This is a genomic window from Streptomyces sp. NPDC093252 (assembly GCF_040683675.1).
Classification (GTDB): Bacteria; Actinomycetota; Actinomycetes; order Streptomycetales; family Streptomycetaceae; genus Streptomyces.
In genome coordinates this window covers 296,331-318,854 of record NZ_JBFBEM010000012.1, presented here as the reverse complement: position 1 = coordinate 318,854, position 22,524 = coordinate 296,331, and the positions used below count along the sequence as shown (strand labels likewise).

17 protein-coding genes and 1 pseudogene are annotated in these 22,524 nt (G+C 69.4%); 9 read left to right on the top strand and 9 right to left on the bottom strand.

All coding sequences use genetic code 11. The annotated features are described in order from the left end of the window. The first annotated feature begins 30 nt into the window (after positions 1-30). Together trxB and trxA are read left to right on the top strand one after the other, a co-directional pair. Positions 31-1,002 (top strand): thioredoxin-disulfide reductase, encoded by a 972-nt coding sequence (gene trxB, locus AB0O01_RS25705; RefSeq protein WP_365316856.1) that lies wholly within the window; start codon positions 31-33, stop codon positions 1,000-1,002. Between the two features lie 43 nt (positions 1,003-1,045). Then, positions 1,046-1,375, top strand: coding sequence for a thioredoxin (gene trxA / locus AB0O01_RS25700; RefSeq protein WP_362752538.1), 330 nt, complete (start codon positions 1,046-1,048; stop codon positions 1,373-1,375). 121 nt (positions 1,376-1,496) lie between these two features. Here the strand turns inward: trxA and AB0O01_RS25695 are convergent, their stop codons facing one another. From AB0O01_RS25695 to rpmH, 9 genes are all read right to left on the bottom strand, one after another. Then, on the bottom strand, positions 1,497-2,114 hold the full coding sequence (locus AB0O01_RS25695; protein ID WP_365316853.1) for a GNAT family N-acetyltransferase: 618 nt from the start codon (positions 2,112-2,114) through the stop codon (positions 1,497-1,499). A gap of 385 nt (positions 2,115-2,499) precedes the next feature. Continuing rightward, a complete protein-coding gene (locus AB0O01_RS25690) occupies positions 2,500-3,630 on the bottom strand; it encodes a ParB/RepB/Spo0J family partition protein (protein ID WP_365316851.1) in 1,131 nt (376 codons plus the stop codon). Next, on the bottom strand, positions 3,627-4,700 hold the full coding sequence (locus AB0O01_RS25685) for a ParA family protein (protein ID WP_365316894.1): 1,074 nt from the start codon (positions 4,698-4,700) through the stop codon (positions 3,627-3,629). Before AB0O01_RS25685 ends, AB0O01_RS25690 begins: the two co-directional genes overlap by 4 nt. A gap of 410 nt (positions 4,701-5,110) precedes the next feature. After that, a complete protein-coding gene (rsmG, locus tag AB0O01_RS25680) occupies positions 5,111-5,827 on the bottom strand; it encodes a 16S rRNA (guanine(527)-N(7))-methyltransferase RsmG (RefSeq protein ID WP_365316850.1) in 717 nt (238 codons plus the stop codon). A gap of 164 nt (positions 5,828-5,991) precedes the next feature. Further along, complete coding sequence (locus AB0O01_RS25675) at positions 5,992-6,501, bottom strand: R3H domain-containing nucleic acid-binding protein (RefSeq protein ID WP_365316847.1); 510 nt, start codon at positions 6,499-6,501, stop codon at positions 5,992-5,994. Positions 6,502-6,516: 15 nt separating this feature from the next. Further along, positions 6,517-7,884, bottom strand: a complete 1,368-nt coding sequence (yidC, locus tag AB0O01_RS25670) for a membrane protein insertase YidC (RefSeq protein ID WP_365316846.1) — start codon at positions 7,882-7,884, stop codon at positions 6,517-6,519. 3 nt (positions 7,885-7,887) lie between these two features. Beyond that, entirely contained in the window at positions 7,888-8,241 is a 354-nt protein-coding gene (gene yidD, locus AB0O01_RS25665; RefSeq protein WP_365316845.1) for a membrane protein insertion efficiency factor YidD, read from the bottom strand. Then, the gene (gene rnpA / locus AB0O01_RS25660) at positions 8,238-8,609 is read right to left on the bottom strand and encodes a ribonuclease P protein component (RefSeq protein WP_365316843.1); all 372 of its coding nucleotides are present in this window, start codon (positions 8,607-8,609) and stop codon (positions 8,238-8,240) included. Before rnpA ends, yidD begins: the two co-directional genes overlap by 4 nt. 21 nt (positions 8,610-8,630) lie before the next feature. Beyond that, the gene (gene rpmH / locus AB0O01_RS25655; RefSeq protein ID WP_003956500.1) at positions 8,631-8,768 is read right to left on the bottom strand and encodes a 50S ribosomal protein L34; all 138 of its coding nucleotides are present in this window, start codon (positions 8,766-8,768) and stop codon (positions 8,631-8,633) included. Positions 8,769-9,170: 402 nt separating this feature from the next. Between rpmH and dnaA the strand changes: the two genes are divergently transcribed. The 7 genes and pseudogenes from dnaA (at position 9,171) to gyrA (ending at position 22,277) form a co-directional block, all read left to right on the top strand. Next, on the top strand, positions 9,171-11,213 hold the full coding sequence (gene dnaA, locus AB0O01_RS25650; protein WP_365316841.1) for a chromosomal replication initiator protein DnaA: 2,043 nt from the start codon (positions 9,171-9,173) through the stop codon (positions 11,211-11,213). 1,223 nt (positions 11,214-12,436) lie between these two features. Then, positions 12,437-13,567, top strand: coding sequence for a DNA polymerase III subunit beta (gene dnaN, locus AB0O01_RS25645; RefSeq protein ID WP_365316840.1), 1,131 nt, complete (start codon positions 12,437-12,439; stop codon positions 13,565-13,567). A 192-nt stretch (positions 13,568-13,759) separates the two neighbouring features. Then, positions 13,760-14,635: a phosphogluconate dehydrogenase (NAD(+)-dependent, decarboxylating) gene (gene gnd / locus AB0O01_RS25640; protein WP_365316838.1), complete on the top strand. Its 876-nt coding sequence runs from the start codon at positions 13,760-13,762 to the stop codon at positions 14,633-14,635. Positions 14,636-14,754: 119 nt separating this feature from the next. After that, positions 14,755-15,876: a DNA replication/repair protein RecF gene (recF, locus tag AB0O01_RS25635; protein WP_365316837.1), complete on the top strand. Its 1,122-nt coding sequence runs from the start codon at positions 14,755-14,757 to the stop codon at positions 15,874-15,876. A 488-nt stretch (positions 15,877-16,364) separates the two neighbouring features. Then, a pseudogene (locus tag AB0O01_RS25630) lies at positions 16,365-16,859 on the top strand (DciA family protein); the annotation flags it as partial. A gap of 599 nt (positions 16,860-17,458) precedes the next feature. Further along, entirely contained in the window at positions 17,459-19,543 is a 2,085-nt protein-coding gene (gene gyrB / locus AB0O01_RS25625; RefSeq protein ID WP_365316835.1) for a DNA topoisomerase (ATP-hydrolyzing) subunit B, read from the top strand. 43 nt (positions 19,544-19,586) lie between these two features. Further along, positions 19,587-22,277 carry a DNA gyrase subunit A gene (gene gyrA, locus AB0O01_RS25620; protein WP_365316834.1) on the top strand — a complete coding sequence of 897 codons (2,691 nt, stop codon included), beginning with the start codon at positions 19,587-19,589 and terminating at the stop codon, positions 22,275-22,277. Positions 22,278-22,524: the final 247 nt, after the last annotated feature.

The window sequence follows — 22,524 nt, the reverse complement described above, 5'->3', positions numbered from 1 at the left end:
CCGACGAGTCCAGAGACGAGGAATCCAGCCGTGAGCGACGTTCGTAACGTGATCATCATCGGCTCCGGGCCCGCCGGCTACACGGCGGCCCTGTACACCGCACGCGCGTCGCTGAAGCCCCTGGTGTTCGAGGGGGCGGTCACCGCGGGTGGTGCGCTGATGACCACCACCGAGGTGGAGAACTTCCCCGGCTTCCAGGACGGCATCATGGGTCCCGAGCTGATGGACAACATGCGTGCCCAGGCCGAGCGCTTCGGCGCGGAGCTGATTCCGGACGACATCGTGTCCGTCGACCTCTCCGGTGAGATCAAGACCGTCACGGACACCGCCGGTACCGTGCACCGGGCCAGGGCCGTCATCGTCGCCACGGGCTCGCAGCACCGCAAGCTGGGTCTGCCGAACGAGGACGCGCTCTCCGGCCGGGGTGTCTCCTGGTGCGCCACGTGCGACGGCTTCTTCTTCAAGGACCACGACATCGCCGTGATCGGCGGTGGTGACACCGCGATGGAGGAGGCCACCTTCCTGTCGCGGTTCGCCAAGTCGGTCACCATCGTCCACCGCCGGAACAGCCTGCGTGCCTCCAAGGCCATGCAGGACCGTGCCTTCGCCGACCCGAAGATCAAGTTCGTCTGGGACAGCGAAGTCGCGGAGATCAAGGGCGACCAGAAGCTCACCGGGCTGACGCTGCGGAACGTCAAGACCGGCGAACTCTCGGAGCTGCCGGCCACGGGTCTGTTCATCGCGATCGGCCACGACCCGCGTACCGAGCTGTTCAAGGGACAGCTCGACCTCGATGGGGAGGGCTATCTGAAGGTCGAGTCCCCCTCGACCCGGACCAACCTGACCGGTGTCTTCGCCGCGGGTGATGTCGTCGACCACACCTACCGCCAGGCGATCACGGCGGCCGGCACCGGCTGCTCCGCCGCCCTCGACGCCGAGCGTCACCTCGCCGCGCTCGCCGACCAGGAGCAGGCGGAGCCCGAGAAGACCGTCGCGGTCTGACTTCACCCCTCTCCCTCCCCACACCTCACGTAAGGAGCCCGCTGTGGCCGATCTGAAGCATGTGACCGACGATTCCTTCGAGCAGGACGTCCTCAAGAGCGACAAGCCTGTTCTGGTGGACTTCTGGGCCGCCTGGTGCGGTCCGTGCCGCCAGATCGCCCCCTCGCTGGAGGCCATCGCCAAGGAGCACGGCGAGAAGATCGAGATCGTCAAGCTGAACATCGACGAGAACCCGGGCACGGCCGCCAAGTACGGCGTCATGTCCATCCCGACGCTGAACGTCTATGTCGGCGGCGAGGTCGCCAAGACCATCGTCGGTGCCAAGCCGAAGGCCGCGATCCTGCGTGACCTTGAGGACTTCATCGCCGAGTGACACCCGCGCCGGGCCGGGCGGGAGCGACTGCGCCGGGGCGATGTTTCACGTGAAACACGAAGGGGCCGACCCTCAAGGTCGGCCCCTTCGTCATGGGCGCACGAACGCGCCCAGGAGATCATCAGAGCGGCCGAAGCACCGGCTCTTTCCGCGCCCCGCCCAGCAGCCGGTCGATCGCCATCTCCACATCCTCCCGCCAGGACAGCGTGCTCCGCAGCTCCAGCCGCAGCCGGGGGGAGGTGGGATGCGGCCGGACCGTCTTGAAGCCCACCGCCAGCAGATGATCCGCGGGAAGCACACACGCGGGCTCGGTCCAGCGGGCGTCCCCGAACGCCTCGATCGCCTTGAAGCCCCGTCGCAGCAGATCCTTGGCGACCGTCTGCACCATGACCCGCCCCAGCCCCTGCCCCTGGTACCCCGGCATGATGAAGGCCGTCATCAACTGGACGGCGTCGGGGGAGACCGGGCTCGTGGGGTAGGCGGTGGAGCGGGGGACGTAGGCGGGCGGTGCGTAGAGCACAAAGCCCACCGGGGTCTCGTCCACATAGACGACCCGTCCGCAGGACCCCCAGTCCAGCAGCACCGCGGAGATCCAGGACTCCTTCTCCATCGCGGCCGTGCCGCCCTTCACCGCGGCTTGCCCGCTGACCGGATCCAGTTCCCAGAAGACGCACGAGCGACAGCGCTTGGGCAGGTCCTGAAGATTGTCCAGCGTGAGCGGTACGAGCCGGCGCCCCATGAAGGCTGTTCCTCGCTTCCTACGCCCGCGGCCTCGCGGGCGGCTGTCAGAGCGCTCCGTTCCCTGAGCAGACTGCCGACGAATCCACCGACCGCCGCCAGCCCCATCCCCGCGCTCATCAGTCCGGCCCGGCTCATCGTGCGCACGGCCACCACCTGCCCTGGAGCGGTCCCCTCGGATGGATGCGCCATACCCGTCCGCATGGTATCCACGATGCGATTCCGCTGATACCGCCAGAAAGCAAAGAGCGGGTCGCGTGCCGGTACACACCGGACACCACCCGCTCCCCCTTCCCTGCTGCCCGGACTTCCCGCCCGCACGATCCGCTTCCGGTCCGGTCGGCCCGCGACGGGGCCGGGCAGAGGGCGCCCGGCCGGTGCGCGGCTCACTCCGTCACGGTCTCGCCGTCACTGTCGTCGCCATCGTCGTCGTTCTCCAGCAGGCTCTGCTGGAGCAGCAGCCGCTCGCCGGGGGCGAAGGTGCTGAGAATGCGTTCCAGATCGTCCGGGGAGGCGAACTCCACGGTGATCTTGCCCTTCTTCTGCCCCAGCTCGACCTTCACCCGGGTCTCGAAGCGGTCCGAGAGGCGGGTGGCGAGGTCATTCAGAGCGGGCGAGACCCGGCCACCGGCCCGCGGCCCCTTGCCCCGCTGGGACTTCTGCGGACGCGACCCCATCAGGGTCACGATCTCCTCGACGGACCGGACGGACAGGCCCTCGGCCACCACCCGGTAGGCGAGCCGCTCCTGCTCCTCCTGGTCGTCCACGGAGAGCAGCGCACGGGCGTGTCCGGCGGAGAGCACCCCCGCCGCGACCCGGCTCTGGACCTTCGGCGAGAGCCTCAGCAGCCGCAAGGTGTTGGAGACCTGCGGCCGGGACCGGCCGATCCGGTCGGCCAACTGATCATGGGTGCAGTTGAAGTCCTTGAGGAGCTGGTCGTAGGCAGCCGCCTCTTCGATCGGGTTCAGTTGCGCGCGGTGGAGGTTCTCCAGCAGCGCGTCCAGGAGCAGCTTCTCGTCGTCGGTGGCCCGGACGATCGCCGGGATCGCCTCCAACTCGGCCTCACGGCAGGCCCGCAGCCGCCGCTCACCCATGATCAGCTCATAGCGGCCGGGACCCACCTGACGGACCACGACGGGCTGGAGGAGCCCCACCTCCTTGATGGAGGTGACCAGCTCCGCCAGAGCGTCCTCGTCGAAGTAGTCACGGGGCTGCCGGGGGTTCGGGGAGATCGCGTCGAGCGGGATTTCGGCGAAGTGCGCGCCCAGCGGCGGCGCCGGAAGCTGCGGCCCCCCACCCCCGAAGACCGACGGCTCCCGCTCCTCTGTTTCACGTGAAACAGGCGGCAGGGTCGCCACCTTCGCGGCGGCCACACCTCGGTCGTTCAGCATCGGTACGGCCGTGGGGGACGTGGATGCGGCGCCCCCCGCCCCGGTCGGCGCCGGGTTCCTCTCGGTCGGGGCAGCGGGGATCAGCGCACCCAGTCCTCGGCCCAGGCCCCTCCGTCGATCGCTCACTGGATCCCCTCCACCATGCTCGGGTCACTCTGGGCGCCGATATGGGCGTGGGTGGCGTCATAGGAGACGCCCACACCCCTCAGCGCGATTTCTCGGGCCGCCTCAAGATAGGAGAGGGCGCCGCTCGATCCGGGATCGTAGGTCAGCACCGTCTGCCCGTAGCTCGGTGCCTCGGAGATACGGACCGAGCGGGGAATGCTGGTCCGCAGCACCTCCTCACCGAAGTGGGTGCGCACCTCGTCCGCGACCTGGGACGCCAGTCGGGTCCGGCCGTCGTACATGGTGAGCAGGATCGTCGAGACATGCAGGGCGGGGTTGAGGTGCCCCCGCACCAGGTCGACATTGCGCAGCAGTTGGCCCAGGCCCTCCAGCGCGTAGTACTCGCACTGGATCGGGATGAGGACCTCCTGGCCGGCGACGAGCGCGTTGACCGTCAGCAGGCCGAGCGAGGGCGGACAGTCGATCAGGACGTAGTCCAGCGGCTGCTCGTATGCCTGGATCGCCCGCAGGAGCCGGCTCTCTCTCGCCACCAGGGACACCAGCTCGATCTCCGCACCGGCGAGATCGATCGTGGCGGGTGCGCAGAAGAGGCCCTCGACATCGGGGACCGGCTGGACGACGTCCGAGAGCGGCTTGCTCTCCACCAACACGTCATAGATGGAGGGGACTTCGGCATGATGGTCGATCCCCAGAGCGGTGGACGCATTACCCTGAGGGTCGAGGTCGACCACCAAGACCCGGGCGCCATGCAGGGCCAGTGAGGCAGCAAGGTTGACGGTTGTCGTCGTCTTACCCACCCCGCCCTTCTGGTTGGCGACCACCATGATGCGGGTCTGCTCAGGACGTGGAAGGCCCTCGCCGGCGCGCCCCAGAGCCTCTACTGCCAACTGGGCAGCACGACCGATGGGAGTGTCGTCCATCGGAGGCGGTGTTTCACGTGAAACATCCTCCCCCGTCGATTCGGTACGGGGACCGGGGACCGGATCGGTCATCGGTCCCGCGAGGTTGGCGTCGGACCGCAAGGATTCACTCTCCTCGACTTCAGGCTCGCAATGAACAGAGCCTCCCATGCCTTCGGGGTGGTGAACCAGTGAGGCCTGATCTTCTGTGGAGAAATCCACCTCTGTGGACAACTCCATGCCCCTTCGGAGGGACCGACCGCTCTCCCTGGCGGAGTTGGTCGTGTCCCGCAGGGCTCCGAGGGGCTTACGGTCGCGCGGTTCGGCCGCAGCGCGGCCCCGACTGATGATGCCGTGCAGCAGTGAGCGACGTTTCACGTGAAACACGATGCACAGCGCCACAGGCCGAACTGTCGCGACACTCCGTCTTACCGGGCTTTGGCACCTTGTGTGGAGTAGGGCACCCCTCGGGGTGATTCACCGCCCATATCCGTTTCGAGCGCACCCGGCACGTGAAGATGATCACCTTCCCGCGCACGTGAGGATGATCACTCCCAACACCGACGCCGTGCACGTCCCGCTCAGCGCCGACGCCGTGCCCGTCCCGTGCGGGCCGCCTTCGCCCGCTTGGCCGCGAACCGTACGCCGCCCGGACTCTCCCCGACCTCGACCCGCACCACCGTGGACTGCGGATCGACCACGCCCTCGCCCACATGCAGGATCGACGTCTCCACCGCGCCCAGCTTGGTGAGGGCGGTGGACGCCGCCTTCAGCTCCTCCTCGGCGGTGTCGCCCTTGAGGGCGAGCATCTCGCCGTAGGGCCGCAGCAGCGGGATGCCCCAGGTGGCCAGCCGGTCCAGCGGGGCGACCGCACGCGCCGTCACCACATGGACCGGCGGCAGCGTGCCCATGACCTCCTCGGCCCGCCCGCGCACCACCGTCACATGGTCCAGGCCCAGCAGCTCCACGACCTCGGTGAGGAAGTTGGTGCGGCGCAGCAGCGGCTCCAGCAGGGTGATCTTGAGGTCCTCCCGGACCAGGGCCAGGGGAATGCCCGGCAGCCCGGCCCCGGAGCCCACATCACAGACCGTGACGCCCTCCGGGACGACCTCGGAGAGCACCGCGCAGTTCAGCAGATGCCGTGCCCACAGCCGGGGCACCTCACGGGGGCCGATCAGACCGCGCTGCACACCCGCCTCAGCGAGCAGCTCCGCGTATCGGACCGCGTCCGTGAAGCGCTCGCCAAACACCGCCCGCGCCTCCTCGGGCGCCGGGGGAAGCTCCGCTGCCTCCGTCACGGGGACCGTCCTTCCATACCGCCGTCGACGCGCCGGGCGCCGACCATCAGGGCTGAGGATGTACCGGGGGACCGTCAGCCCTCGGGTTCCAGGCTGGTCAGGTCCAGGCTGACAAAGTTCGGCCCCGCCTGCGCTACAGACGGGGCCGTGGAACGGGGAACCGCTCAGGCGGGCAGTACGACGACGAACCGCTGCGGCTCCTCGCCCTCGGACTCGCTGCGCAGCCCCGCGGCCTTGACCGCGTCGTGCACGACCTTGCGCTCGAACGGGGTCATCGGCTGGAGCTTCACCGGGGCGCCGCTGCTCTTGACCTCGGCCGCGGCCTTGGCGCCCAGCTCGGCCAGCTCGGCCCGCTTCTGGGCCCGGTAGCCGCCGATGTCGAGCATCAGCCGACTGCGGTCCCCGGTCTCCCGGTGGACGGCCAGGCGGGTCAGCTCCTGGAGCGCCTCCAGCACCTCGCCCTCGCGGCCGACGAGCTTGTTCAGATCACGGCCGCTGTCGCTGATGATCGAGACAGAGGCTCGGTCGCCCTCGACGTCCATGTCGATGTCGCCGTCGAGATCGGCGATGTCGAGCAGACCCTCCAGGTAGTCCGCCGCGATCTCGCCCTCCTGCTCCAGGCGGGTCAGGGTGTCTGCACCCTCGGCAGCGGCGGAGGTGGTGCCTTCCGTCACGGGATGGACTCCTTCTTACTTCTTGGTCGGGGACTTGGGCCGCTGAGGGCCGCCCTTGCGCTGCCCGGACTGGGCCCGGCTGCGCGAGGAGCCGTTGCCGGACTTGGGCGTCTGCTTCCCACCGGCACCGCCCTGCTTGGCACCGGCACCAGAACCGGAGCCGGAACCCGAGCCGGATGCGGCACCGGAGCCGGAGCCGGACCCGCCGGGCTTGGCGTCGGCGGGTTCGTCGGACTTGATGAGCGAGGGCGAGGAGCCCTTCTCCTCACCGCCCGCGGGCTTGGCCCCACCGTGCTGGCGCTGCGACTTCGACTGCCGCTTGGGCTGCTGGCGCTTGGGGGTCGCCGCGGTGGTGGTCGTCGTCCCGTCCTCGTGCTCGACGGTGACGGCGTTGTCGCTCTTGATCACGGTGCCGTCCGCCTGGGCGGCCAGGCCGACCTTGCTGAGACCGGTGATGAACTTCCGCTCGTGATCGTTGCGGTCGCGGCCCTTGGCGACGATCGCCTTCACGATGACCCGCTCGCGCCGGCTGCGGGTCTTGCCGTGGTGCGTGACGTGCTTGTGGAGACGGTCCAGGTAGGCGGCCTGGGCCTTGGAACCCGGCGTCGGGTTGTTGTGGATGACATACATCTGCTGGCCCATGGTCCACACGTTGGTGGTCAGCCAGTAGACGAGGACACCGACGGGGAAGTTGATGCCGAAGACCGCGAAGATGACCGGGAAGACGTACATCAGCATCTTCTGCTGCTGCATGAACGGGGTCTTCACCGAGGTGTCGACGTTCTTGGTCATGAGCTGGCGCTGGGTGTAGAACTGCGACAGCGACATCAGGATGATCATGATGGCGGTGACGACCCGCACATCGGTGATCGAGGAACCGAGCGCCTCGACCTCGGCGGCACCGTCGGTGAACTTCGACGCCAGCGGGGCACCGAAGATGTGCGCCTTCTGGGCACTGGCCAGCAGCCGCTCGTTGATCACACCGATGGTGTCGTTATTGGCGATGCTGTTCAGCACGTGGTACAGGGCGAAGAAGAACGGTGACTGCGCCAGGATGGGAAGGCACGAGGAGAGCGGGTTGGTACCCGTCTCCTTGTACAGCTTCATCATCTCTTCGGACTGGCGCTGCTTGTCGTTCTTGTAGCGCTCCTGGATCTTCTTCATCTCGGGCTGGAGCGTCTGCATCGCCCGGGTCGCCTTGATCTGCTTCACGAAGAGCGGGATCAGACAGATACGGATCAGGATCACCAGGGACACGATGGACAGGCCCCAGGCCCAGCCCGTGTCGGGGCCGAAGATCGCCCCGTACAGCGAGTGGAACTGGACGATGACCCACGAGACGGGTGTGGTGATGAAGCTGAAGAAGCTGGCAATCGTGTCCACTAATCATGCTCCTTGGGCATGGGACGAGGTCTCTGCGGCCGGGCTCGAAGCAGAGGTCTCTTCGGTGGCCGGTTCGGCGGCGGAGGTCCCGCCCTTGCGTGCGCGCCATGCGTTGCGCAGCATCTCGTGCCACCGCGGACGCCTGCGCGGCGGGACGTGGTCCACGCCGCCCAGTGACCACGGATTGCACCGGAGGATCCGCCAGGCGGTCAGTGCCGTGCCCTTGATCGCACCGTGCCGGTCGATGGCCGTGTAGCCGTAGTGGGAACACGACGGGTAGTACTTGCACACCGGCCCGAGCAACGGACTGATGGTCCACTGGTACAGCTTGATCAGTGCCAGCAGCGGGTACTTCATCGCGCGCCCCCTCCCAGCAGCCGCTCCAGGGCGGCATCCAGGTCTCGGGCCAGCTCTGCATGGTCGGCGTCACCCGCACCGGGCAGCGCTCGTACCACTACCAGGCTACCGGGGGGCAACAGGGCGACTCTGTCGCGCATGAGGTGACGCAGTCTGCGCTTGACAGCGTTGCGTACGACCGCGCCACCCACCGCCTTGCTCACGACGAAACCCGCACGCACCGGAGGAGCGCTCTCCCCAGGCGCGTGCGGGTCCGTGGAACCGCTACGAAGGTGGACGACAAGCGTCGGGCGGCCTGCCCGGCGACCTCGCCGTACCGCGGTCGCGAAGTCCTCGCGCCGCCTCAGCCGGTTCTCGGTGGGCAGCACGACGGCATGACCTGACCGGGATCAGGCGGACAGACGGGCGCGACCCTTGCTGCGGCGGGACGCGAGAATCGCGCGGCCGGCACGGGTCCGCATACGCAGCCGGAAGCCGTGGGTCTTCGCGCGACGACGGTTGTTCGGCTGGAAGGTGCGCTTGCTCACTCGGGGGCTCCAGAAAGAAATCGGGGTTCGGCGGGTGCCGTCCTGGCTGTCACCGTGCGCCCACGAGTAGCTCGCGTTACGCCCGAGTGCACCGCTTTCCGTTCACCTGACGTGACCTGTGCCCATCGGAGGCAGGCGGCAGCAGCCATCGACAACTCGACCTGGTTACGGTACGCGCGGCTACGCCATCCGGTCAAACCAGCGGTCATTGAGCGACACTGTCCACAGCCTGGGGACAACAACTTGAACCGCACGGGTCGCCCTGACTACCGTGACTGGACTCCGATTCGTTCCCCCGACCCTGCCCGCGCGGGACCGCCCCGCCCGGCACCACCCGCCCCGTCGGATCCCCGACCCCTCCGCGAACCACACGTTCGTGGGACCCATGAGAGAGCGTGCCCTGTGGCTGACGTACCTGCCGATCTTGCCGCGGTGTGGCCACGAGTACTCGATCAGCTTCTCGGAGAGGGCCGCGGTCAGGGCGTCGAATCCAAGGACGAACGCTGGATCCGCCGCTGCCAGCCGCTCGCGCTGGTCGCGGACACCGCCCTGCTCGCCGTACCGAACGAGTTCGCGAAGGGCGTACTGGAGGGCCGTCTCGCGCCGATCGTCAGCGAGACCCTCAGCCGGGAGTGCGGGCGCCCCATCCGGATCGCGATCACCGTGGACGACTCGGCGGGCGAGCCCCCGCCCACGCCCCAGCGGTACGAGGAGCCCGAGCTGCCGTCCGCCCCCTATGAGGGCGGTTCCTACCAGGAGCCGTACGGCGGCGACGCGTACGGGGACGCGTATAAGGAGACGCCCCGCGAGAACGGCCCCTATGAGGGCGCCCCGTACGACGGCCCCGCGCGGGACACCGACTACGAGGGCTACAGCCGTCCGCGCCAGGACCAGCAGCACCCCGGCGCCCCCGGCGACCAGCTCCCGACGGCCCGCCCCGCCTACCCGTCCGAGTACCAGCGCCCCCAGCCCGGCACCTGGCCCCGCCCGCCCGCGCAGGACGACTACGGCTGGCAGCAGCAGCGCCTCGGCTTCCCCGACCGCGACCCGTACGCCTCGCACGACTCCTACGGCGGCGGACAGGACTACCGCGGGCAGGGCCGCGAGCGCCCGCCGTACGGCCAGCCGGACCGCGGCGGCTACGACCGCGAGCGCCCGCCCTACGACCAGCAGCGGGGCGACTACGACCCGTCACGCTCCGAGTACGAGCCCGGCGGACGCGGCGGCGGCTACGACCAGCGCGACGGGCGCCGCGAGATGCCGGACCCGTCCGGCGGACCTGGCGGACCTGGCGGGCCGGGTGGTCCGGGCGGACCCGGTGGTCACCGAGGTGGCCCGGGACTGCCGTCCTCGGGTGCCTCCTCCGGCCCGCTCGCCGCGCAGCCGGCGCCGGCCGCCGGGCCCGGTGAGCCGACCGCGCGGCTGAACCCCAAGTACCTCTTCGACACCTTCGTCATCGGCGCCTCGAACCGGTTCGCGCACGCGGCGGCCGTGGCGGTCGCCGAGGCACCCGCGAAGGCGTACAACCCCCTGTTCATCTACGGGGAGTCCGGGCTCGGCAAGACGCACCTGCTGCACGCCATCGGGCACTACGCGCGCAGCCTCTACCCGGGCACGCGGGTGCGGTACGTCAGCTCCGAGGAGTTCACCAACGAGTTCATCAACTCCATCCGCGACGGCAAGGGCGACAGCTTCCGCAAGCGGTACCGGGAGATGGACATCCTGCTCGTCGACGACATCCAGTTCCTCGCGGACAAGGAGTCGACGCAGGAGGAGTTCTTCCACACCTTCAACACCCTCCACAACGCCAACAAGCAGATCGTGCTCTCCTCCGACCGGCCGCCCCGGCAGCTCGTCACCCTGGAGGACCGGCTGCGGAACCGGTTCGAGTGGGGGCTGATCACCGATGTCCAGCCGCCCGAGCTCGAGACCCGGATCGCGATCCTGCGCAAGAAGGCGGTCCAGGACCAGCTCAGCGCGCCGCCGGAGGTGCTGGAGTTCATCGCCTCCCGGATCTCGCGCAACATCCGCGAGCTGGAGGGCGCGCTGATCCGGGTCACGGCGTTCGCCTCGCTCAACCGGCAGCCGGTGGACCTGGGGCTCACCGAGATCGTCCTCAAGGATCTGATCCCCGGCGGCGAGGACTCGGCGCCCGAGATCACCTCCACGGCCATCATGAGCGCCACCGCGGACTACTTCGGGCTGACGGTGGAGGACCTGTGCGGCACCTCGCGCGGGCGCGCCCTGGTCACCGCGCGCCAGATCGCCATGTACCTGTGCCGTGAGCTGACGGATCTGTCGCTGCCGAAGATCGGCGCACTGTTCGGCGGCCGGGACCATACGACCGTGATGCACGCGGACCGCAAGATCCGCAATCTGATGGCCGAGCGGCGCTCGATCTACAACCAGGTCACGGAGCTGACCAACCGCATCAAGAACGGCTGAGGGCCGCAACGGGGCGACGCCGTCCGGCGGGTCTCCGGGCGACGCGTCCGGCACGCCTCGACGGGGCGCTGTCCGACGCGGCCTCGGGGGAACGCCGTGCGGTACGTCTCCGGGCGACGCCGTCCGGCGCGTTCGCCGTTGCGGGGTTCTCCGTGATCGGGCGCCGAAGGCACGGCCGGCGGCCGGACGTCCGACCTACCTGACAACGCCTTCGCCCGCCCTGCCGCCCTCTGCCGCGCCTTCCCGCCCTCTGCCGCCGCAGCCGCCCGTGTGCCGTCACGCACCGACGACTCGGCCACCCGCAGCCGCGAAGGGCCTCCCACGCACCCGCGCGCACCACCGAATGAGCCTTCCCCCGACCCCCGCTCCGCCCCCACCCCCTGGCTCCACCCCTCCCAAGCACCCCGTCCCCGAGGCCCGCCCCGTCGTCCCCCCGCCACCCGGTGTTCGAATCCGGGCGAGGTTACGGCCACTCTCCACAGATTCAGTGACTTTCTGCCGTCCACATCCTGGGGACTGCCGAGTTGTCCAGATCCCATCCACAGCGCGGTCTGTTGAAAGACCATCAGACCAGGTCAACCCCCTGTGGATTGGTGGACAAACGATCTCCACAGGCTGTGGACAAGATCGCGGTCCACACCCTGTGCACAAAGTTGTCCACCGGCAACCCACAGGCCCGGAGCCGTTGTCCCCAATGATCGGCGGCTTCTCCACACCTCTGTCCACTGTTCGGCAACGCGACGCGCCTGATCACCGGGTCGAGTGAAAGGCGTCACACAAAGCTGCCGGGTTGGCCTGTGGGAAAGGCGGGTAAAGCTGGGGACGGTTCTGGGGAGAAGTCGCCTCTCCCTGTGCACGGGGTGTGCAGAACTTTCCGTTCTCCACAGCGGACCCCGGTTGTCCACCGCCCCCACCCACAGGCCCAGTGGACAAAATTTCCGCCCTGAGCTGGGAAAACAAGGTTATCCACGGTATCCACAGGCCCTACTACTACTCCCGACTAGAGAGAGCTGGGAATCCGTTTCGAAGCGGGTCCTGTGCACAACTCGCCCTCGGCAGCCCGACCGCCCCTCGTCACGACTTGACCCCGAGAGGCACCTACTGTCAGTGGTGTGCGTCAGACTGTTCCCCGGTGTCCTTCCCGTCACAGGGGTCGATGACACCGCGACAGACAGACGGGCCAGGCAGGGCGAGCAGGCCGGCAACAGCAGGAGGCGGCAACAGTGAAGATCCGGGTGGAACGCGATGTCCTCGCGGAGGCAGTGGCCTGGGCGGCGCGCAGCCTCCCGGCCCGTCCGCCGGCGCCTGTCCTCGCGGGCCTGCTGCTGAAGGCCGAGGACGGCCAGCTCAGCCTCTCCAGCTTCGACTACGAGGTCTCCGCGCGGGTCTCCGTCGAGACCGAGGTCGAGGAGGAGGGCACGGTCCTGGTCTCCGGGCGGCTGCTCGCCGACATCTGCCGGGCGCTCCCCAACCGCCCGGTGGAGATCTCCACAGACGGTGTACGGGCGACGGTGGTCTGCGGCTCGTCCCGCTTCACCCTCCACACCCTGCCCGTGGAGGAGTACCCGGCGCTGCCGCAGATGCCCTCCGCGACCGGCACGGTCCCGGGTGACGTCTTCGCCTCGGCCGCCTCCCAGGTCGCCATCGCGGCGGGGCGGGACGACACGCTGCCGGTGCTGACCGGTGTGCGGATCGAGATCGAGGGCGACCGGGTCACCCTGGCCTCCACCGACCGCTACCGCTTCGCGGTCCGTGAGTTCCTCTGGAAGCCGGAGAACCCGGAGGCGTCCGCGGTCGCCCTGGTGCCCGCCAAGACGCTCCTGGACACCGCCAAGGCGCTGACCAGCGGTGACAGTGTGACGCTGGCGCTGTCGGGCTCGGGCGCCGGTGAGGGCCTGATCGGCTTCGAGGGCGCGGGCCGCCGGACGACGACCCGGCTGCTGGAGGGCGACCTCCCGAAGTACCGCACGCTGTTCCCGACCGAGTTCAACTCCATCGCGGTGATCGAGACCCCGCCCTTCGTGGAGGCCGTCAAGCGCGTGGCGCTGGTCGCCGAGCGGAACACCCCGGTGCGGCTGAGCTTCGAGCAGGGCGTGCTGATCCTGGAGGCCGGTTCCAGCGACGACGCACAGGCTGTGGAGAGAGTCGACGCGCAGTTGGAGGGCGACGACATCTCGATCGCCTTCAACCCGACCTTCCTGCTGGACGGACTGAGCGCGATCGACTCCCCGGTGGCCCAGCTCTCGTTCACCACGTCCACCAAGCCGGCCCTGCTCAGCGGCAGGCCCGCGCTCGACGCCGAGGCGGACGAGGCGTACAAGTACCTGATCATGCCGGTGCGGCTCAGCGGCTGAGCCGGTCGGCGGGCTGCTCGACGGGCCGCCCGGCCCGCGCGAGCGCTGTACGGCGGGGCATACGTTTGAGCGGCTATGCCCACAGATGTGGACAAGCGTCCGGGTTTAGGCTCGGACGCGGGTACGGAAGTGCCTCACGGGTACTCGCGGGGACGAGTACCCCCTGCCACATCGCAACCTAAGGATCACTTGATGGAGCTCGGTCTCATCGGCCTCGGCAAGATGGGCGGCAACATGCGCGAGCGGATCCGCCGCGCGGGCCACACCGTCGTCGGATACGACCGCAATCCGGACCTCGCCGATGTCCACAGCCTCAAGGAGCTTGTGGACACGCTCCAGACCCCGCGGGTGGTCTGGGTGATGGTCCCGGCCGGGGCCGCCACCCAGTCGACCATCGACGAACTGGCCAAGCTGCTGGAGCCCGGCGACATCGTCGTGGACGGCGGCAACTCCCGCTGGACGGACGACGAGAAGCACGCCGCCGAGCTGGCCGCCGAAGGCATAGGCTTCGTCGACTGCGGGGTCTCCGGCGGCGTCTGGGGCCTGGAGAACGGCTACGCGTTGATGTACGGCGGCGCCGCCGAGCATGTCGCCCGGGTGCGGCCCGTCTTCGACGCGCTCAAGCCGGAGGGCGACTTCGGCGCGGTGCACGCGGGCAAGGTCGGCGCGGGCCACTTCGCCAAGATGGTCCACAACGGCATCGAGTACGCCATGATGCAGGCTTACGCCGAGGGCTGGGAGCTGCTGGAGAAGGCCGACTCCGTGACCGACGTCCGGGAGGTCTTCCGGTCCTGGCAGGAGGGCACGGTGATCCGGTCCTGGCTGCTCGACCTCGCGGTCAACGCGCTCGACGAGGACGAGCACCTGGCCGAGCTGCGCGGCTACGCCCAGGACTCGGGCGAGGGCCGGTGGACGGTGGAGGCCGCCATCGACCACGCGGTACCGCTCCCGGCGATCACCGCCTCGCTGTTCGCGCGGTTCTCCTCCCGCCAGGAGGACTCGCCGCAGATGAAGATGATCGCCGCACTGCGCAATCAGTTCGGCGGCCACGCGGTCGAGAAGAAGTAACCAGGGCGAAGAAGTACAGAAGAAGTTACAGATTTAAGTACATACGTACACAGAAGTAGCTGGAAGCAAGCACAGCACCAGCACTGATCCACAGCCTCGGGGGAGGTCGGCGCACCACCATGCACGTCACGCATCTGTCGCTCGCCGACTTCCGCTCGTACGCCCGGGTCGAGGTTCCGCTCGATCCGGGCGTCACCGCCTTCGTCGGTCCCAATGGGCAGGGCAAGACGAATCTGGTGGAGGCCATCGGCTATCTCGCCACCCTCGGCAGCCACCGGGTCTCCTCGGACGCCCCGCTGGTCCGGATGGGCGCCGAGCGGGCCGTGGTGCGCGCGCAGGTCCGCCAGGGCGAGCGGCAGCAGCTCATCGAGCTGGAGCTGAACCCCGGGCGGGCCAACCGCGCCCGGATCAATAGATCCTCGCAGGTCAGACCCCGTGATGTGTTGGGGATCGTACGGACTGTGCTGTTCGCGCCGGAGGATCTCGCGCTGGTCAAGGGGGATCCCGGGGAGCGGCGGCGGTTCCTGGACGAGCTGATCACCGCGCGCTCACCGCGGATGGCGGGCGTCCGCGCCGACTACGACCGGGTCCTCAAGCAGCGCAACACCCTGCTGAAGTCGGCCGCCCTCGCGCGGCGGCACGGCGGGCGGTCGATGGACCTGTCCACGCTCGACGTCTGGGACCAGCACCTCGCGGGCGCGGGCGCCGAACTGCTCGCCCAGCGGCTCGATCTGATCGCCGCCCTCCTGCCGCTGGCCGACAAGGCGTACGAGCAGCTCGCGCCGGGCGGCGGGCCGCTGGCCCTGGAGTACAGGCCGTCCGCGCCGGGCGGGGCGCACACCCGCGAGGCGCTCTACGAGCAGCTCACCGCGGCGCTCGCCGAGGTCCGCAAGCAGGAGATCGAGCGGGGCGTCACCCTGGTCGGACCGCACCGCGACGATCTGAACCTCAAGCTGGGCGAACTGCCCGCCAAGGGCTACGCCTCGCACGGCGAGTCCTGGTCCTACGCGCTCGCGCTGCGCCTGGCCTCGTACGACCTGCTGCGGGCCGAGGGCAATGAGCCGGTGCTGATCCTGGACGATGTCTTCGCCGAGCTGGACACCCGCCGCCGCGAGCGGCTCGCCGAGCTGGTCGCGCCGGGCGAACAGGTCCTGGTCACGGCCGCGGTGGACGACGACGTACCGGATGTGCTGGCCGGGGCGCGGTACGAGGTGGCCGAGGGGGCGGTGGGGCGGGTATGAGCGGCGACGGATCCTTGCCCAAGGCTTCGCGGCACCCTGGAGCGGGGGCTTCCTCCTCCGGGCCGGCCGCTGCACCCTCCGGGCCGGGGGCCCCGTTCCCCGGAGCGGGGGCGCGGGGCGGCGGCTCCGGACCCGGGGCCCGCCCCGCGCCCGGGCAGGTCGGCTCCGGAACCGGGGCCCGCCCCGGACCTGGGGTTTCGTCCCCGGGACCTCCGGGACCTCCGGGACTCCAGGCACCGGGCGCGCACGCCGGACCAGGGCCTTCACGGCCCGGGGCATGGCCTCCGCAGCCCGGCCCCGCCCGGCCCCCCACCCCCTCGCAGGCCGACCCCGTCGCTCCGCAGCGACCCGGCCCGACGCGTGCCCCGCGGCCCGAACCCGGCGCCTCCGCGCGCCCCGCCGCCCCCTCAAGGTCAAGCTCCCCCGGGCCCCCGCAGGCCAGCCCCACCAGGGCGGCGCAGCCCGACCCCGGAGGGGCGGCCCAGGGTTCCGGAGTCGATCTCGCCCGGGTCGCGCTGCGGGCGGCCAAGGAGGCGGCCCGCGCGCGGGGGGACGCGGCGCAGCAGAAGAAGCAGGCGCGCCGGGGCGGTGGTCTGCGCTCCGGCGCGCGCGCCGACGGACGCGATCCCATGGCCCTGGGCGCGGCCATCAACCGGCTGATCACCGAGCGCGGCTGGGAGACGCCGGCCGCGGTGGGCGGGGTGGTGGGCCGCTGGCCGGAGATCGTCGGGGGCGACCTGGCCAAGCACTGTGTGCCGCAGCGCTACGACGAGGACGAGCGGGTGCTGGTCGTGCAGTGCGACTCCACGGCCTGGGCGACCCAACTGCGCCATCTCGCGCCCGCGCTGGTCGCCCGGCTCAATCAGGACCTGGGGCACGGCACCGTACGGATGATCAAGGTGCTCAACCCGGGTGGTCCTTCGCGCCGGTACGGGCCCCTGCGCGCCCCCGGGAGCACCGGGCCCGGCGACACCTACGGGTGAGCGGCCGGGTACGCAGGGCAGGGGCGAGGGCTCCGGTGATGGTCCCGAGGTGCTCGCCGGGCCGCTGATCATGGGCGCGACAGCCCGGAGTGAGCGACCTCACAGGGCCGTGACAGTGATCACCGTGGCCCCCTTCCGCGTGGAGTTGATCTGAGAGTCAGGTCACGCCCACCGCTCCCATGCGACCCGCGCGCCGCCCCCGCACGACCCCTGCGCCGCCCTCGCGCGGGCGGTTGTCCACAGGCTGTGGACCGAATGTCGTACGAATCGCCCAGATCCCCCTTCTTTGAGCGCACACAGTTGCGAATCACGACCTGACCCCGGAGTAGCGAAGGGTTGACATCCGGAAGCGCTGAGTGGCTCCGTGAGCCTCTTGGAGCCCCCTTCCGCATATCGGGACCCGGAAGAGCATGGTTCAGGGCGGCACATGCGGACTCAGGTACCGGCAAACGCCCATCAGTGTCAGTGCTACCGGTAGACTGGGAGCTAATCCCGCCCCAATCGTGGGGACCGCCCGGGAAAAGCTGAGCAACGCTGATCAGGGCTTACCAACGCAACATGCCGCAGCCGCTCCGGCAACCTGCCGACGAGCCTGGCTCGTGCTGTGCCAGAAAGGGCGCTTCGTGGCCGATTCCGGCAACCCCAACGAGAACATCCCGTCCACCGACGCAGGCGCGACCGACCCGGCCGGCGCCGCGAAGGGTGAGGTCACCGCCTCGTACGACGCCAATGCGATCACCGTCCTGGAAGGGCTGGACGCGGTCCGCAAGCGTCCCGGCATGTACATCGGCTCGACCGGTGAGCGCGGGCTGCACCACCTGGTCTACGAGGTCGTCGACAACTCGGTCGACGAGGCGCTGGCCGGTCACGCGGACACCATCGACGTCACGATCCTCCCGGACGGCGGCGTGCGTGTCGTGGACAACGGCCGGGGCATCCCGGTCGGCATCGTCCCCTCCGAGGGCAAGCCGGCCCTGGAGGTCGTGCTCACCGTGCTGCACGCGGGCGGCAAGTTCGGCGGTGGCGGCTACGCGGTCTCCGGCGGTCTGCACGGCGTGGGCGTGTCCGTGGTCAACGCCCTGTCGTCGAAGGTCGCCGTCGAGGTGCGCACCGACGGCCACCGCTGGACGCAGGACTACAAGATGGGCGTCCCCACGGCCCCGCTGGCCCAGCACGAGGCCATCGGGGAGACGGGCACGTCGGTCACGTTCTGGGCGGACGCGGACATCTTCGAGACCACCGAGTACTCCTTCGAGACGCTCTCGCGGCGCTTCCAGGAGATGGCGTTCCTCAACAAGGGCCTGACCATCCGGCTCACCGACGAGCGCGAGTCGGCGAAGGCCGTGACCGGGGCGGACGAGGCGGGCGGCGACGCCAAGGCCGAGGCCAAGACCGTCACGTACCACTACGAGGGCGGCATCGTCGACTTCGTGAAGTACCTCAACTCGCGCAAGGGCGAGGTGGTCCACCCGACCATCATCGACCTGGAGGCGGAGGACAAGGAGAAGGCCCTCTCCCTCGAAGTCGCCATGCAGTGGAACAGCGGCTACACCGAGGGCGTCTACTCCTTCGCCAACATCATCCACACGCAGGAGGGCGGAACCCACGAGGAGGGCTTCCGCGCGGCGCTGACCAACCTGATCAACAAGTACGCGCGCGACAAGAAGCTGCTCCGCGAGAAGGACGACAACCTCACGGGCGACGACATCCGCGAGGGCCTCACGGCGATCATCTCGGTCAAGCTGAGCGAACCGCAGTTCGAGGGCCAGACCAAGACCAAGCTGGGCAACACCGAGGCCAAGACCTTCGTCCAGAAGGCGGTCTACGAGCACCTCACCGACTGGCTGGACCGCAATCCCAACGAGGCCGCCGACATCGTCCGCAAGGGCATCCAGGCGGCCACCGCGCGCGTGGCGGCCCGCAAGGCGCGCGATCTGACCCGCCGCAAGGGCCTGCTGGAGAGCGCCTCGCTGCCGGGCAAGCTGTCCGACTGCCAGTCGAACGACCCCACCAGGTGCGAGATCTTCATCGTCGAGGGCGACTCCGCCGGCGGTTCGGCCAAGTCCGGCCGCAACCCCGAGGTCCAGGCGATCCTCCCGATCCGCGGCAAGATCCTGAACGTCGAGAAGGCCCGGATCGACAAGATCCTCCAGAACCAGGAGATCCAGGCCCTCATCTCCGCCTTCGGCACCGGGGTGCACGAGGACTTCGACATCGAGAAGCTCCGCTATCACAAGATCATCCTGATGGCGGACGCCGATGTCGACGGCCAGCACATCAACACCCTGCTGCTGACGTTCCTGTTCCGCTTCATGCGCCCGCTGGTCGAGGCCGGGCACGTCTTCCTCTCCCGCCCCCCGCTCTACAAGATCAAGTGGGGCCGGGAGGACGTCGAGTACGCCTACTCCGACCGTGAGCGCGACGCGCTCCTGGAGATGGGCCGCCAGCGCGGCAAGCGGATCCGCGAGGACTCCATCCAGCGCTTCAAGGGCCTCGGCGAGATGAACGCCGAGGAACTGCGCGTGACCACCATGGACCAGGAGCACCGCGTCCTCGGCCAGGTCACCCTGGACGACGCCGCCCAGGCCGACGAGCTGTTCTCGGTCCTGATGGGCGAGGACGTGGAGGCCCGCCGCCAGTTCATCCAGCGCAACGCCAAGGACGTCCGCTTCCTCGACATCTGAGTCGGTCCCGAGCTGACCGCACCAGGAAGGATCCCCACCAGCCATGGCCGACGAGAACACCCCTGCCACTCCCGCCGCCCCCGTCCCGCCCGGGACCGAGGGTCCGACCCTGCGCGTCGAGCCCGTCGGGCTCGAAACGGAGATGCAGCGCTCGTATCTCGACTACGCGATGTCCGTCATCGTCTCGCGCGCCCTGCCCGACGTGCGGGACGGCCTCAAGCCCGTCCACCGCCGGGTGCTGTACGCGATGTACGACGGCGGATACCGCCCCGAGCGCGGCTTCTACAAGTGCGCCCGCGTGGTCGGCGACGTCATGGGCAACTACCACCCCCACGGCGACTCCTCCATCTACGACGCCCTGGTCCGGCTGGCCCAGCCCTGGGCGATGCGGATGCCGCTGGTCGACTCCAACGGCAACTTCGGCTCCCCGGGCAACGACCCGGCCGCCGCCATGCGCTACACCGAGTGCAAGATGGCGCCGCTGTCGATGGAGATGGTCCGCGACATCGACGAGGAGACCGTCGACTTCACGGACAACTACGACGGCCGCTCCCAGGAGCCCACCGTCCTGCCCGCCCGCTTCCCGAACCTGCTGATCAACGGCTCGGCGGGCATCGCGGTCGGCATGGCCACCAATATCCCGCCGCACAATCTGCGCGAGGTCGCGGCCGGCGCCCAGTGGTACCTGGAGCACCCCGAGGCGAGCCACGAGGAGCTGCTGGACGCCCTGGTCGAGCGGATCAAGGGCCCCGACTTCCCGACCGGCGCCCTGGTGGTCGGCCGCAAGGGCATCGAGGAGGCGTACCGCACCGGCCGCGGCTCCATCACCATGCGCGCGGTGGTCGAGGTCGAGGAGATCCAGAACCGCCAGTGCCTGGTGGTCACCGAGCTGCCCTACCAGACGAACCCGGACAATCTCGCCCAGAAGATTGCCGACCTGGTGAAGGACGGCAAGGTCGGCGGCATCGCCGACGTCCGTGACGAGACCTCCTCGCGCACCGGCCAGCGCCTGGTCATCGTGCTGAAGCGGGACGCCGTCGCCAAGGTCGTCCTCAACAACCTCTACAAGCACACCGACCTCCAGTCGAACTTCGGCGCGAACATGCTCGCCCTGGTCGACGGCGTACCGCGCACGCTCTCGCTGGACGCGTTCATCCGCCACTGGGTGACCCACCAGATCGAGGTCATCGTCCGCCGTACGAAGTTCCGGCTGCGCAAGGCCGAGGAGCGGGCGCACATCCTGCGCGGTCTGCTCAAGGCGCTGGACGCGATCGACGAGGTCATCGCCCTGATCCGGGCCAGCGACACGGTCGAGATCGCCCGCACCGGCCTGATGGACCTCCTCGACATCGACGACATCCAGGCCAACGCCATCCTGGAGATGCAGCTCCGCCGCCTCGCCGCCCTGGAGCGCCAGAAGATCGTCCAGGAGCACGACGAGCTCCAGGCGAAGATCACCGAGTACAACGCGATCCTCGCCTCGCCGGTCCGCCAGCGCGGCATCGTCAGCGAGGAGCTGGCCGCGATCGTCGAGAAGTACGGCGACGACCGCAAGACCCAGCTCATCCCCTACGACGGTGACATGTCCATCGAGGACCTCATCGCCGAGGAGGACATCGTCGTCACCGTCTCGCGCGGCGGTTACGTCAAGCGGACCAAGACGGACGACTACCGCGCCCAGAAGCGCGGCGGCAAGGGCGTGCGGGGCACGAAGCTCAAGGAAGACGACATCGTCGACCACTTCTTCGTCTCCACCACCCACCACTGGCTGCTCTTCTTCACCAACAAGGGCCGGGTCTACCGCGCCAAGGCCTACGAACTGCCGGACGCCGGCCGGGACGCGCGCGGCCAGCACGTCGCCAACCTGCTCGCCTTCCAGCCCGACGAGGCCATCGCCGAGATCCTCGCCATCCGCGACTACGACGCCGCGCCCTATCTGGTCCTCGCGACCAAGGCGGGCCTGGTCAAGAAGACATCTCTGAAGGATTACGACTCGCCGCGCTCCGGCGGTGTCATCGCGATCAATCTGCGTGAGCGCGAGGACGGATCCGATGACGAACTGATCGGAGCCGAACTCGTCTCGTCGGACGACGATCTCCTTCTGATCAGCAAGAAGGCCCAATCGATCAGGTTCACCGCGACGGACGAGTCCCTGCGCCCCATGGGCCGGGCGACCTCGGGTGTCAAGGGGATGAGCTTCCGCGAGGGCGACGAGCTGCTCTCGATGAATGTTGTTCGACCCGGTACGTTCGTGTTCACTGCCACTGACGGCGGGTACGCGAAGCGGACCCCCGTCGACGAGTACCGCGTCCAGGGCCGCGGCGGCCTCGGCATCAAGGCCGCCAAGATCGTGGAGGACCGCGGCTCGCTCGTGGGCGCGCTGGTGGTCGAGGAGAGTGACGAGATCCTCGCCATCACACTCTCGGGCGGTGTGATTCGTACGCGAGTCAGCGGGGTCAGGGAGACGGGCCGTGACACGATGGGCGTCCAACTGATCAATCTGGGCAAGCGCGATGCCGTGGTCGGTATCGCACGCAACGCCGAGGCGGGACGCGAGGCGGAGGAGGTCGACGGCGGCGCGGCCGGCGACGAGTCCGCGGAGGGTGCCGTCGCACACGGCACCGACGGCGACGAGTCCGTGGCCGGTGCCGCCCCGAGCGGTACCGTCGGCGCATCCGCCGAGGGTGCCGGGACCACCGGCACGGACGAGGGTGACACGCCCTCGGCCGAGTAGCACGAGGAGTGAGTCAGCGTGAGCGGAGCCACGGGCGCCGGGTCGTCGGCCGGTATCCCGGCCGGTAACTCGACCGGCGCGACACAGGGCGGCGGCGGTCGTGGCTCCGCCGCGAGGGGGATGCCTTCGGCGGGGTCGGGGGGGCCGGGGGCGTCAGTGCCGGCGGGGGCTGTGACGGCTTCGGCGCCGGCCGTGCCGCCGGGGGCGTCGAGACCTTCGGCTCCGGTGGCGGGTTCGGGGGCTTCGG